Genomic DNA, 13,025 nt, shown 5'->3' with positions numbered 1-13,025 from the left:
CGCCGAAGCTTCGACTGCGAAAGCGTCGGAGACGGTGGTGGGGTGGCGCGAAGCCTGGGTAGTTGAACGCATGATGGCCGCCATTGTATCGACCCGAAGGACCGAGGGCGTGAACTCGGACAGAGGCGGCAGCCTTTCATTCCCGACGTCGCTGCCGACGCTGCGGCCGGGGCTGCCGTTGGTCGCGCCGCGCCCCGCTCTGCCCTCTTCCGGTGCAGGGACGCGCAGACATGCATCGTCCTTGTGCGCGCGAACACTGCGTGCGCGGGCTGCGTCTCCCCTTCAGCGCCGTTTCCCGGCTGTTCCGCATGGCTTTTGTGCACTGCAGCATCCCTGGCACGCCTGATGCTTTGATCGTGTCGACGGCGCCGCAAGCGCGCGCCAGCAGGGTTCATCCATCACCATGCAAGGAGACGTCGCCATGAGCATCTTCAACGCCTATCAGGCCCGCTTCGAAGCGGCACGCGAAGAGGAAATGTCGCTGCAGGAGTATCTGGAGCTCTGCCGCCGGGACCGGATGGCCTACGCCACCGCGGCGGAGCGCATGCTCGCCGCGATCGGCGAGCCGGAGCTGGTCGACACCCGGCTCGATCCGCGCCTGTCGCGCATCTTTTCCAACAAGGTGCTGAAGGTCTATCCCGCCTTCCGCGACTTCTACGGCATGGAAGAGGCGATCGAGCAGATCGTGTCCTACTTCCGTCACGCCGCCCAGGGCCTGGAAGAGAAGAAGCAGATCCTCTACCTGCTGGGGCCGGTGGGCGGGGGCAAGTCCTCGCTCGCCGAAAAGCTGAAGAGCCTGATCGAGAAGGAGTCCTTCTATGCGATCAAGGGCTCGCCGGTGAATGAGTCCCCACTCGGCCTGTTCGACGTCGGCGAGGACGGCCGCATCCTGGAAGAGGACTACGGCATTCCGCGCCGCTACCTCAACACCATCATGAGCCCGTGGGCGGTCAAGCGCCTCAACGAGTTCGGTGGCGACATCACCCGCTTCCGCGTGGTCAAGCTCACGCCCTCGGTGCTCAAGCAGACCGCGGTGGCCAAGACCGAGCCGGGCGACGAGAACAACCAGGACATCTCGTCCCTGGTCGGCAAGATCGACATCCGCAAGCTCGAGCAGTACTCGCAGGACGACCCGGACGCCTACAGCTACTCCGGCGGCCTGTGCCTGGCCAACCGCGGCCTGCTCGAGTTCGTCGAGATGTTCAAGGCCCCAATCAAGGTCCTGCACCCGCTGCTCACCGCCACCCAGGAAGGCAACTACAAGGGCACCGAGGGCTTCGGCGCGATCCCCTTCGACGGCATCGTGATGGCGCACTCGAACGAGTCCGAATGGGCTGCGTTCAAGAACAACAAGAACAACGAGGCCTTCCTCGACCGCATCTACACGGTCAAGGTGCCCTACTGCCTGCGCGTGTCCGACGAGATCCGCATCTACGACAAGCTGCTCGCCCACAGCTCGCTCTCTGAGGCGCCGTGCGCGCCGGACACGCTGAAGATGATGGCGCAGTTCTTCGTGCTGTCGCGCCTGAAGGAGCCGGAGAACTCGAGCATCTATTCCAAGATGCGCGTCTATGACGGCGAGAACCTGAAGGACACCGACCCCAAGGCCAAGAGCTACCAGGAGTACCGCGACTACGCCGGCGTCGACGAGGGCATGACGGGCTTGTCCACGCGCTTCGCCTTCAAGGTGTTGTCCAAGGTGTTCAACTTCGACCACCGCGAGGTCGCCGCCAACCCGGTGCACCTGATGTACGTGCTCGAGCAGCAGATCGAGGCCGAGCAGTTCCCGCTCGAAGCCGAGGCGCGCTACATGGGCTTCATCAAGGAGTACCTGGCGCCGCGCTACGCCGAGTTCATCGGCAAGGAGATCCAGACTGCCTACCTCGAGAGCTACTCCGAGTACGGCCAGAACATCTTCGACCGCTACGTGACCTACGCCGACTTCTGGATCCAGGACCAGGAGTTCCGCGACCCCAACACCGGCGAGATCCTCGACCGTGGGGCGCTGAACGAGGAGCTGGAGAAGATCGAGAAGCCGGCCGGGATCAGCAACCCGAAGGACTTCCGCAACGAGGTGGTGAACTTCGTGCTGCGCGCCCGCGCGAAGCACGACGGCCGCAACCCGAGCTGGACCTCCTACGAGAAGCTGCGCGCGGTGATCGAGAAGAAGATGTTCTCCAACACCGAGGACCTGCTGCCGGTCATCAGCTTCAACGCCAAGGCCAGCGCCGACGAGCAGAAGAAGCACCAGGACTTCGTCGATCGCATGATCGACAAGGGCTACACCGAGAAGCAGGTGCGCCTGCTGTGCGAGTGGTACCTGCGCGTGCGCAAGTCGTCGTGAGCACATCGACCGCCTGAACCGCGGCCGCGCCCAGCGCGCACCGCGGGCAGCCGGCGCCCCGCCCAGTGGCGGACGCGCCGGCGGCACACCCCGAGGAGGCAACATGGCCCGCATCATCGATCGACGTTTCGACAGCAAGCACAAGAGCACGGTCAATCGCCAGCGCTTCATGCGCCGCTTCAAGCAGCAGATCCGCAAGGCGGTTTCCGGCGCGATCCAGGGCCGCTCCATCCGCGACCTCGACCACGGCGAACAGGTCTCGATCCCGGCGCGCGACCTCGCCGAGCCCACCATCCACCACGGCCGGGGCGGCATCTGGGAGCAGGTGTTCAGCGGCAACGACCAGTTCGCCACCGGCGACCAGATCAAGCGCCCGTCCGGTGGCGCCGGCGGTGGCAGCGGCAAGGGCGAGGCGAGCAACGATGGCGAGCATGAGGACGATTTCGTCTTCCAGCTCTCGCGCGAGGAGTTCCTCGACCTGTTCTTCGAGGATCTCGAGCTGCCACGCCTGATCCGCACCCAGCTCGCGACCATCACCGAGTTCAGGACGCGCCGCGCCGGCTTCAGCGCCGACGGCGTGCCGACCAACATCAACGTGGTCCGCTCGCTGCGCAGCGCGCTCGGTCGCCGCCTCGCCCTCGGTTCGCCCTGGCATGCCCAGTTGCGCGAGCTGCAGGAGGCACTCGACAGCGCGCTCGAGGAGGAAGAAGAAGACGCCGACGGCGCCACCGTGCTCGCGCTGCGCGAGCGCATCGGCCATGCGCGCGCGAAGATCGACGCCATCCCCTTCATCGACAGCTTCGACCTGCGCTACAACAACCGCGTCAAGGTGCCCGAGCCCACCACGCAGGCGGTGATGTTCTGCCTGATGGACGTGTCCGGATCGATGGACGAGGAACGCAAGGGCATCGCCAAACGCTTCTTCATGCTGCTGCACCTGTTCCTCACACGCAGCTACGAGCGCATCGACGTGGTGTTCATCCGTCACCACACCGTCGCCAAGGAAGTCGACGAAGACGCGTTCTTCCACTCGCGCGAGTCGGGCGGCACGGTGGTGTCGAGCGCGCTGCGGCTGATGCGCGACATCATCCGCGAGCGCTATGCCGGCGGGCAGTGGAACATCTACGGCGCGCAGGCTTCGGACGGCGACAACTGGCAGAACGACTGCGCCGTCAGCCGCGACCTGCTCGCCGCCGAGGTGCTGCCCGCCTGCCAGTACTTCGCCTACATCGAGATCACCGACGGCGAGCCGCAGAACCTGTGGCAGGAATACCAGAGCGTACTGGCCACCCGGCCCAACTTCGCCATGCAGCGCATCCAGTCGCCGGCCGACATCTATCCGGTGTTCCGCGAACTCTTCAAGAAGAGCCTGACATGAGAACCTCCGCCCACAGCGCCCGCGCCGCCACCATGACCGCGCCCCTGCCCGCCACCCGATCCGCCCCTCGACCCGTCCAGCTGCCGGCCGGCTCGGAGTGGTCCTTCGACAGCATCGAGCACTACCACACCGAGATCGCCCGCGTGGCGAAGGACTTCGGCCTCGACACCTATCCGGTGCAGATCGAGGTGATCACCGCCGAGCAGATGATGGACGCCTACGCCTCGGTGGGCATGCCGGTGAACTACCACCACTGGTCCTTCGGCAAGCACTTCATCGCCACCGAAAAGAGCTACCGCCGCGGCCACATGGGCCTCGCCTACGAGATCGTCATCAACTCCGACCCCTGCATCGCCTACCTGATGGAGGAGAACACGCTGACGATGCAGGGCCTGGTGATCGCGCACGCCGCCTACGGCCACAACAGCTTCTTCAAGGGCAACTACCTGTTCCGCACCTGGACCAACGCCGACGCCATCATCGACTACCTGGTGTTCGCGCGGAACTACATCAGCCAGTGCGAGCAGCGCTACGGCGAGGAGGAAGTGGAACTGCTGCTCGACTCCTGCCACGCGCTGATGAATCTCGGCGTCGACCGCTACAAGCGACCGGGCAAGCTGTCGCTGGCACAGGAAAAGCTGCGCCAGAAGGAGCGCGAGGAATACCTGCAGAGCCAGGTCAACGACCTGTGGCGCACCCTGCCCGGCCAGGATGCGCGTGCGGACAGCCGCGCGCCGGGCACGCGCTTTCCAGCCGAGCCGGAAGAGAACCTGCTCTACTTCATCGAGAAGCACGCCCCGCTGCTCGAGCCCTGGCAGCGCGAAGTAGTGCGCATCGTGCGCAAGGTCGCGCAGTATTTCTTCCCCCAGCGCCAGACACAGGTCATGAACGAGGGCTGGGCGACCTTCTGGCACTACACCCTGCTCAACACACTCTACGACGAGGGCCTGCTGGCGGACAGCTTCATGCTGGAGTTCCTGCAGTCGCACACCAGCGTGGTGCATCAGCCGCCCTACAACAGCCGCTGGTACAACGGGCTGAACCCCTATGCCCTGGGCTTTGCCATGTGGCAGGACATCCGCCGCATGTGCGAGAACCCGGACGACGAGGATCGGCGCTGGTTCCCCGAGGTCGCCGGCAGCGACTGGCTCGAGACCTTCGATTTCGCGATGCGCAACTTCAAGGACGAGAGCTTCATCGCCCAGTACCTGTCGCCCAAGGTCATGCGCGACTTCCGCCTGTTCGCCGTGCTCGACGACGATCGCGAGAACAACCTGCAGGTCTCCGCCATCCACGACGACGCCGGCTTCCGGCGCGTGCGCGAGATCCTGTCCGAGCAGTACAACCTGGGCAGCCGCGAGCCGAACATCCAGGTGTGGAACGTCGACCTGCGCGGCGACCGCTCGCTCACCCTGCGCCACCAGCAGCACCAGCGCCGGCCCTTGGGCGACAGCACCGAGGAGGTGATGAAGCACATCGCCCGGCTGTGGGGATTCACGGTGAGGCTGGAATCGATGGACGGCGCGGGCGAATGCCGGCTCACGCACGAGACGCGGGTCGAGCGGCCCGGCATGCATGCGGGGCAAGTCATTTCGCCCTGAAGTCCCGACGCGGCCTGACTCGATGAACGGCGAGGGCAGCGAGCTCGGCCTCCCGCGCCGCCGCCTCAGGGCGGCCGAGCTCACTGCACCGAAGGCGCCGCATTGCAATCAGCCATGTCCGGGGGATCGGGCAGCGCGGGGCAGGTCTTGCGATAGGGTGCGTCGGGCAGGATCTCGCGCCACTCGTCGCAGCGCAGGTTGCGCGTGAGACGGGCGCAGGTATCGGCGAAGAGATCCTCCGGCGCCAGGTGCCACAGCCGGACCACGCGGTCCGTGCCGGCCGAGGCGAGCCAGCGCCCGTCGGGACTGTAGGTCGAATCGGCCAGGCGGCCGCCGTGCCCGCGCGTGGCGCGCTCGAGCGCATGCTCGGTAAGCACCGTCTTCCGCGCAGTCGCCGCCTTTAGCCAGGCGTAGTCCAAGCGCTCGAGGCGACGGGGCCTGGCGTATGACCATGGCCACTCGCCAGCCTGCCCCGCGAGCGCGACGTCTCCCCCCGCTGTCGCCGCCAACTGGTCCAGGGATTGCTGCGCGACCACGAAGCCGGCATAGCGTCCGTTGCGGTCGTGCTCGAGGTCGAACATCCAGCCCAGCTCGCTGCCGCCGGCGATGGACCACACCCGGCGCGTGGTGGGCCGGGTGAAGCCGATGCCGCGCGAGAACGCCCCCTCGGTGACGGTCGCGAGCGCCTTGCCGTCGGGGCTGAAGGCGAGGTCGTCCACCCCGCCTTCGACGGCCAGCAGGCCGCCGGTCTGCCAGGGCGTGCTCGCGGTGTCGACGAGCCGCAAGCCGCCCGCCTCGATCGCGGCAATCCATCGCCCGTCGGGGCTGAAGGCAAGGCCGCGGGTCCTCGCCGGCAGCGTGGTGCGCATCACTTCACGCCAGTCGGCAGTAGCGAACACGCGTAGTGTGGTCGCGCTCGCGCTGGCGAGCCGCGCCCCATCGGCGCTGAAGGCGACCGCATCCACCGCCTCGTCGTGGGGCAGCACGCGCACCGCCTTCTCGACCGCGTCCCACTCGTCCACCGTGCCGTTGTCGTTGCCAGTCAGCAGCCGGTTGGCGTCGATGAAGGCGAGCGCGCCCGCTGCGCGCGGAATGCGCGTGCGTTCGCCGCCGCTGGCCACCGAGCCGACCAGCACCGCATCGTGGCCCGGCCCGCTGACCGCCACATGGCGCCCATCCGCACTGAACACCGCCGGTCCGCGCGAGGCGGCGCGCAGCATGCGGCGCTCGGCGCGGACCACCAACCGGGTGGCTGCGTCCGCCGCGACGAGCTCGACCAGTTGCAGGCCGTTGCCCTCGCCCTCGACCGCGATCGACGTGCCGTCCGGGCTGAATGCAAGCGGTTCGCCCCAATGGTTGCGAATCTCGAGTGTCGCCAGCGGCCGCAAAGCGTCGGTCGTCCACAGCGCGAGCCGGTTGCTGCCGGAGGTGGCGATCTGCTGCCCGTCGGGGCTGAACTGCAGCCCCCAGGCCGGCGCCTCCTCCATCGCCACCGTGGCGCGTTCGCGCCAGCTCGCGGTGTCGTACAGCGCCATCAGCGGCGGCCGGAAGCTCACCGCCGCCAGCGTCCGGCCATCGGGGCTGAAGCGCAGGACGCTCTGCGCCGGGCGCGGGATCGGCAGGCGGCGGACCACCTGCCAGTCGCGCGTGTCGTACAGGCAGACCTCGACATCGCAGCGCGCGGCGAGCCAGCGTCCGTCCGGGCTGGCGGCCAGCGTGGCGACTGCGGCGTGGTGGGAAGCGTTCAGCTTGATCGGCGCGGCGGCCGGGTCCGCCTGCAGCACGAAGGTGCCGCCTTCGGCCGCCACCGCCAGCCAGCCCAGGTCCGGGCCCGGCGCCAGCCCGGCGATCCGCCCCGCCTGCAAGGACCAGGTCCGGCGCGGCGCGTCCGGCAGCTGATCGATGCGCCCAAGCAACGCGGCATGCCCCTCCGGCGTCCACCGTGTGCGCAGCGACTCCAGCGTCAGCAGCAGGCTGTGCTCCAGCCCGCGCACGGACGCGTCGGCGGCCACCTCGGCCGATACGTTGAGCTGGCGCGCCAGCGCCAACGCCGCCTGGGCTTCGGCGTTGTCGCGCTCGACGTCCGCTCTGGCGCGCTCGGCATTGGCTATCAGACGCTCGGTGTCGGCACGCCGCGTCGAGTCGACGGCGGCATACAGCAGCACCAGGGCGACCACCGCCAGCGCGCCCATACCCAGCGCCAGCAGGCGGAATCGCCGTCCGGCGCGCAGCTGGGCCTGCACCCATTTCTCGCGTTCCTCGCGGCGCTGGCGTTCGGCCTCCTCCTGCGCCCGCCGCGCCTGCTCGGCGAGCTCGCGTTCGGCGCGCTGCTGCCCGGCGCTGCGGTCGAGAAAGCGCATTGCGAGCGCATGGTCCTCGGCGCTGCCGTAGCGCCGCGCCCACGCCGCGTTGGGCGCCTCCTGCTCGCGCCACGCCAGCCCCTCCTCGAGTTCGGGCGACCGCCACAGGGCCGCGCGCCCGGCCTGCTCGCGCCGCGCCGAATCCATCAGGCGGAAGTACACATCGGCCGACTTCGCCTCGGCATCGACCCAGGCGTTGAGCCGGTCCCAGCGGCGGATCAGGCTCTCGTGGCCGATGTCCAGGATGGTGTCGGCGCCCAGCGCCACCCCGACGGGCGGGGTGACGAAGCTGCGGTCGGTGCGGCGGAAGGCCTCGACCACCACGATCAAGTCCTGCTCGGCCACGCCCGCGACCGCGGCGACGTCGTCGAGCCGCGCCGGGCGGCGGGTGTCGCGCTTGCCGGTGGCGCGATGCGTCAGGCGGCGGAACAGGCGCTCGGCGATGCGCTGCGCCGGCGGATCGAGCCTGTCGAACACCTGGTCGGCATGGGCCGACAAGGCCTTCGCGATCGAGCCGACGGCGGCGTAGTCGGCCAGCGTCAGCAGCGCGCGGTCCCGCTCTGCCGCGCGGCCGATCCGCGCCTGCATGTGCTGCCACATGCGCATCAGGGCGTGCTGCAGCAGCGGCAGCTGGTCGGGATCGGCGCCGATCTCGTTGAGCAGGTGCGTCACCAGCGCGGGTTCGACGTCGGCGTCGAACACCCGCGCCGGCCCGACGATCGCGCTGCGCGTCTGGTCGCGGGTCATGCGCGGTGTCAGGTACTGGCCCTCGTTGATCGCCTCGGGCAGGCCGTGGAACAGCGCACAGTCGCCGAGAAAGTCCGAGCGCATGGTCAGCACCACGTACACCGGGAACCCCACCTGTGCCGCCGACGCCAGCAACAGGGCGACGAAGGCGTCGGCCTCGTCCGCGCTGCCCTCCTGGCGAAAACGGAAGATCTCCTCGAACTGGTCGACCAGCACCAGTAGGTTGGCGCCCGCCGGCAGCCAGCGCTCCTGCAGCAGCTCGACCAGGCCGAGCGGCCCCCGGCGCAGCGTGGCATCGGCGAAGGCGAGCGCGGCACCGCCGCCGTCGCGCTCGATGTCCAGCGCCGCCGGCGCCGCCAGCGCGCTTGCCAGCCGCCACAGCGGACGGGCGCCGGGGCGCATCTGGGCGATGCGCCAGTGCGCGCCGGCGTCGGCCATCAGGCCGGTCTGCAGCGCGGCAATCATGCCCGCGCGCACCAGCGAGGACTTGCCGCAACCCGAGGGGCCGACGATGGCGAGAAAGCGCGTGCGACGCAGGCGGTCGAGAAGCTGGTCGGTCTGCGCCTCGCGGCCGAAAAAAAGCTCGGCCTCGTCCTCGGTGAACGGGCGCAGGCCGGGATAGGGCGAGGCCGGCCGCGCGTCGGGCAGGTGGTCGGGCGTGGCGATGTTCATGGCGCGCCGCCCCGCAGCTCGCGGACGAACTCGGCGAGCGCCTGCCGCGCCCCGGCGTCTATGCCGCGCCGGCAGTCGATGAGGCGCTGGTTGGGCAGCTTGATGCCGGGGTCGGCCTTGGCTTCGTCCGGCTCGGCCTGGCACAGCACCACCCGCCCGAGCGGGCGGTCGCGCACGCTCTTGATCTTGAGCGTCTCCTTCAGTTGTTGGCGCACCCACACGGGCCGCGTGCTGCCATACACCACCACCAGGCCGTCGCAAAGCCGCAGGTTGTCCTCGAGGTCGGCGCGCATCGCCTCGGCGCTGTCCTGCGGCTCGGGGCGCAGGAAGCCCAGGCCCTGTGCGTCGAAGAAGTCGCACAGCTCGGCCGCCACGCGGGCATCGTCGCGGTCGTGATTGACGAACACGAGCAGTTCGCCGTCCGCGGCCGGTAGCGCCGCGGGCGCCGGCGGGCACAGCGCGGCCAGCACGCCGGCGGCGAAATCCTCCAGCCCCTCATTGACCACGTCGGTGGCGAACACCGACTGCCGGTGGCTCGCATCGCGGATGTCCTCCTCGCGGAGGCCGAAACGCCGCCAGCGCCGCAGCGGCACGCCGGCACGCTGCGCCAACTGGTACTGCAGCGCCGACAGCGAAACCTCCCAGCCGCGCACCCGCCCCGGGTATTCGCCGAGCAGCTGCACGAATAGCCGCGCGCGCCGCAAGTCCTCGCTCATCGCCGCGGCGAAGCTGTCGGGATCGGTGCGCGGGTAGGCCCGCTCGGGCAGCACCGCGATTCCGGCCTGCTCCAGGCTGCGCTGCAGCCGCTCGTAATCGTCCATGAGGTCGTCGCCGACCTCGGCGAGGAACACCGCAGGCCCGGCGCGCCCGGGCGCAGCGGCCGCCGGCGCGGGATCGGCCGGCGCGCCCTGCATCCGCGTAAGGCCCTCGGCGACCTTGAACGCCAGGTCGTTGAGTCGCGCCCAGTAATGGCGATCTTCCAGGCTCGGCAGCGGATCGCCCAGACGCTGCGGCGCCGCCCCCTCGGTCTCACGCTGCCAGAAGCGCACCCGCAGCAGATCGCCGAACGCTTCGGGCAGGCGCTCGTGCTCGAGATCGTCGCACTCGACCATGAACACCGGGCGCCGCAGGTTGCGCCGGTCCTGCAAACCGTCGAGAAAGCCGCCGCGCTCGCGCGCGCACCAGGGCGAGTTCAGATAGGCGCGCGACAGCACCACGAGCAGCCCGGCCGAGCGCTGCAAGCCCGCCAGGATCGGCGCGCTCAATTGCGACTCGGCCACCAGGCGCTGGTCCATCCAGATGTTCGAGCGGATGCCCAGGCGGCGGTCGAGGCGTGTCTTGAGGTTGTCCTTGAGGGTGGCAACCCAACCGAACTCGCGGCCGACGTCGGGCGCGTCGTCGATGTGCGCATAACTGACGAACAGGTCGTACTCGAAACCCGGAACGCATCCCATCGCGGCCCTCCCGTGGCGCTGCACACGATGGCGGCGCAGCCCGTCGCGCGCCGCCAATGCAAGCGTAGTCTGCCGCCGCAGGATTCGCGAGTTGCCTGACTCGCGCCGCCCGGGTGCGCGCGTGGTGCCCGTGCCGCCTGGCTTTCCTGGCCCTGCGCGTCTAGCTTGAGGGGAGGTCCGGGGCGCCCGGACTGACGGCGCGCCAGACCGCGCCCCGGATCACCCTCGGGGCCGTGTCAATGACAAGGAGGAAACGTCCATGTTCAAGCCAAAGGCGATCCTGATGATTCTGGCCGGCTCGTCGGTGCTGTGGGGCGCGCTGCCCCCCGACGCCGCCGGCAGCGACATGTCGTTCTTCGTGACCAGCGTGGGCCTCGGCAACGGCGCCGACCTGGGCGGCCTGGCAGGCGCCGACCGCCATTGTCAGTCGCTCGCCACTGCAGCGGGTGCGGGCCAGCGCACCTGGCGCGCCTACCTGAGCACCCAGGCGGCCGCGCTGAGCGACACGGCTGTGGTGCATGCACGCGAGCGCATCGGCAACGGCCCGTGGCACAACGCGAAGGGCGTGCTGATCGCAGCCAGCGTCGACGATCTGCACTCGCCCAGTTCCGGGCTGACGAAGGAGACTGCGCTCGACGAGATGGGGCAGAGGGTCAATGGCCGCACCGAACAGCCCAACCGGCACGACATCCTCACCGGCTCCAGGCCGGACGGAACGGCTTTTCCGCCCAGCCCGCCGTTTCCGGACATGACCTGCGGCAACTGGACGAAGGGCGGTGATGAAGGCGCGGCGATGACAGGGCACCACGACCGTGCCGGCCCCACCGGCGATAACTGGGCGACCTCCTGGAACTCCGCCCACCCGAGCCGGGGCGGCTGCAGCCAGGCGGCATTGCGCAGCACCGGCGGCGATGGGCTGTTCTACTGTTTCGCCGCGAACTGAGGCGGGCCGACGTGCGGACATGCTATGCGCCGGCCCCGCCGATGCCGTGACGCCGCATCCACGCCCTGAAGTCCGCCGCCTCGCTGTCGCGGCGCAGGCGCGACAGGTGGAGCAGCATGTTCTCCACCATCGAGTGTGCGGCGATCGCGGCCATCATCTCCACACGCTGGTCGGGCGCCAGCCCCAGCTCGACGAACTTGCGATCGATGTCGCAGAAGTGCGCGGCCATCAGCAGGCGAGCGCCAGCTGCGTCCAGGGCAAGGCCGGCAAAGTCGAGCGGATCTTCGGCCTCGATCTCGGCGATCAGGGTGGCAACGGTCTCGGGTGTCATGGCGGTCTCCGCGCAAGGATCCTGTGCTGCCTTCGACCTTGCCACGCGGCCTGAGTGCCGCCACGAGGACGAGTTCGCCGCCGATCCCAGGCGCTCACCACAGGCGCGGATCGGCCCGATACAGCACCCGCCGGGTCCGCACCCTGCGTGCATCCGCATGTGCAGGATTGAGCAGGTAGTTCCAGCCTGCCGGCACCACCACCGAGGGCACACGCAACAGCAGCGCGGCGCCCTCTTCCAGCCAGGCGTCGCCGATCGCCTGGCTTGCGGTGCGGCCGACCGACCAATCCACGTTGTCGGCATTCCAGCCTGGTGGCAGGACAGGCGTCTGCGCCGCCACGAGCGCCGCTGCCGGCAGGCTCACCTCCACCGCCACCATGTCGCGCGGTGGCCGCTGGGGCGTGTGGACGCGCTTTTCGAGCTGGGCGAGGGCAAGGCTGTCGGCGAGGTAGATGACCACCGAGCCAACACCATTCCAGCGCCCGCCGACCGCGGCGGCACCACGGCCAGCGCAACGGAAGTCCTCCGCCGCGCACAGCACGGCGCCGGTGTCGAGGTCCATCCAGTCCTGCGCCAGCCGCCACAAGGAGGCCGTGCGGGCAGCCATCAGGCGGCGGTACCCGCCATGATGCGGCGCAGGGCGTTCATGACCGCCTGGTGTCCGGGCGTGGTCGCGATCAACTCGATCGGGACCGCCCCACCGAGGACGGGCACCGGCGTTGCGAGCCACTCGCGCGCGGCCGCCTCGTCGCCGAACACGCGCGTAGCCGCGCGCTCGACGTCGATGAGACGGGCGACGCGGTCGGAATCGTCCTGCGACAGCGGCTTGCCCTCGCGCACGCGCCGGTCATAGGTCGCCGGCGCCACGCCCAGCAGTTGCGCAAGGCTGCGCCCGCTGCGACCGAAACGGTGCGCGAAGGCGTCCAGCGAGCCGGGCTCGAAGCCCTCGCGCACCATGTGATCGCGCTCGAGGGCCGAGGCCGCGTGCAGGTAACGCTCGATGCTGGCGCCGACGAGCGCGCCGCGCACGGCATACGCAGCGCCAGGCTCTCGGCTGGAAGGACCTGCCTTATTCGTGGACACTTTCATCACCTGATTGTTTTCATGGAATCAATTGAAGCCTTTTGAGCCCAGGGTGTCAAGTTGCGCCCCTCACCTCGACCGGGATCCGGCACGACAGGACCGCCCCGCCGCG

9 protein-coding genes are annotated in these 13,025 nt (G+C 69.3%); 4 read left to right on the top strand and 5 right to left on the bottom strand.

Annotated elements, in window-relative coordinates; genetic code table 11:
* Positions 1-421: 421 nt before the first annotated feature.
* The 3 genes from ACMV5O_RS15440 (at position 422) to ACMV5O_RS15430 (ending at position 5,323) form a co-directional block, all read left to right on the top strand.
* Positions 422-2,344, top strand: coding sequence for a PrkA family serine protein kinase (locus ACMV5O_RS15440; protein ID WP_416164291.1), 1,923 nt, complete (start codon positions 422-424; stop codon positions 2,342-2,344).
* A gap of 103 nt (positions 2,345-2,447) precedes the next feature.
* The gene (locus ACMV5O_RS15435; RefSeq protein ID WP_416164290.1) at positions 2,448-3,722 is read left to right on the top strand and encodes a YeaH/YhbH family protein; all 1,275 of its coding nucleotides are present in this window, start codon (positions 2,448-2,450) and stop codon (positions 3,720-3,722) included.
* A gap of 32 nt (positions 3,723-3,754) precedes the next feature.
* A complete protein-coding gene (locus ACMV5O_RS15430) occupies positions 3,755-5,323 on the top strand; it encodes a SpoVR family protein (RefSeq protein WP_416164324.1) in 1,569 nt (522 codons plus the stop codon).
* Positions 5,324-5,403: 80 nt separating this feature from the next.
* On the opposite strand, the gene ACMV5O_RS15425 is transcribed toward ACMV5O_RS15430, so the two are convergent.
* The gene (locus ACMV5O_RS15425) at positions 5,404-9,102 is read right to left on the bottom strand and encodes an AAA family ATPase (protein WP_416164289.1); all 3,699 of its coding nucleotides are present in this window, start codon (positions 9,100-9,102) and stop codon (positions 5,404-5,406) included.
* Positions 9,099-10,556, bottom strand: coding sequence for a toll/interleukin-1 receptor domain-containing protein (locus ACMV5O_RS15420; protein ID WP_416164288.1), 1,458 nt, complete (start codon positions 10,554-10,556; stop codon positions 9,099-9,101). The genes ACMV5O_RS15425 and ACMV5O_RS15420 overlap by 4 nt, the downstream gene beginning before the upstream one ends.
* Before the next feature lie 259 nt (positions 10,557-10,815).
* Here ACMV5O_RS15420 and ACMV5O_RS15415 point away from each other — a divergent pair, with 259 nt between their 5' ends.
* The gene (locus tag ACMV5O_RS15415; protein WP_416164287.1) at positions 10,816-11,499 is read left to right on the top strand and encodes a hypothetical protein; all 684 of its coding nucleotides are present in this window, start codon (positions 10,816-10,818) and stop codon (positions 11,497-11,499) included.
* A gap of 22 nt (positions 11,500-11,521) precedes the next feature.
* On the opposite strand, the gene ACMV5O_RS15410 is transcribed toward ACMV5O_RS15415, so the two are convergent.
* From ACMV5O_RS15410 to ACMV5O_RS15400, 3 genes are all read right to left on the bottom strand, one after another.
* Complete coding sequence (locus tag ACMV5O_RS15410; protein WP_416164286.1) at positions 11,522-11,830, bottom strand: hypothetical protein; 309 nt, start codon at positions 11,828-11,830, stop codon at positions 11,522-11,524.
* 94 nt (positions 11,831-11,924) lie between these two features.
* Complete coding sequence (locus tag ACMV5O_RS15405; protein ID WP_416164285.1) at positions 11,925-12,437, bottom strand: RES family NAD+ phosphorylase; 513 nt, start codon at positions 12,435-12,437, stop codon at positions 11,925-11,927.
* The gene (locus tag ACMV5O_RS15400; protein ID WP_416164284.1) at positions 12,437-12,913 is read right to left on the bottom strand and encodes an antitoxin Xre/MbcA/ParS toxin-binding domain-containing protein; all 477 of its coding nucleotides are present in this window, start codon (positions 12,911-12,913) and stop codon (positions 12,437-12,439) included. Before ACMV5O_RS15400 ends, ACMV5O_RS15405 begins: the two co-directional genes overlap by 1 nt.
* Positions 12,914-13,025 lie beyond the last annotated feature (112 nt).

The sequence above is a fragment of the Thauera sp. WH-1 genome, assembly GCF_047806685.1.
Lineage (GTDB): Bacteria > Pseudomonadota > Gammaproteobacteria > Burkholderiales > Rhodocyclaceae > Thauera.
The sequence above is the reverse complement of the archived record's forward strand: the minus strand, read 5'-3'. Positions and strand labels throughout refer to the sequence as shown.

Bases quoted from the DNA above. Each gene is read 5' to 3' on its own strand.
- ACMV5O_RS15440 (WP_416164291.1), top strand. From the start codon at position 422: ATGAGCATCTTCAACGCCTATCAGGCCCGCTTCGAAGCGGCACGCGAA.
- ACMV5O_RS15435 (WP_416164290.1), top strand. From the start codon at position 2,448: ATGGCCCGCATCATCGATCGACGTTTCGACAGCAAGCACAAGAGCACG.
- ACMV5O_RS15430 (WP_416164324.1), top strand. From the start codon at position 3,755: ATGACCGCGCCCCTGCCCGCCACCCGATCCGCCCCTCGACCCGTCCAG.
- ACMV5O_RS15425 (WP_416164289.1), bottom strand. From the start codon at position 9,102: ATGAACATCGCCACGCCCGACCACCTGCCCGACGCGCGGCCGGCCTCG.
- ACMV5O_RS15420 (WP_416164288.1), bottom strand. From the start codon at position 10,556: ATGGGATGCGTTCCGGGTTTCGAGTACGACCTGTTCGTCAGTTATGCG.
- ACMV5O_RS15415 (WP_416164287.1), top strand. From the start codon at position 10,816: ATGTTCAAGCCAAAGGCGATCCTGATGATTCTGGCCGGCTCGTCGGTG.
- ACMV5O_RS15410 (WP_416164286.1), bottom strand. From the start codon at position 11,830: ATGACACCCGAGACCGTTGCCACCCTGATCGCCGAGATCGAGGCCGAA.
- ACMV5O_RS15405 (WP_416164285.1), bottom strand. From the start codon at position 12,437: ATGGCTGCCCGCACGGCCTCCTTGTGGCGGCTGGCGCAGGACTGGATG.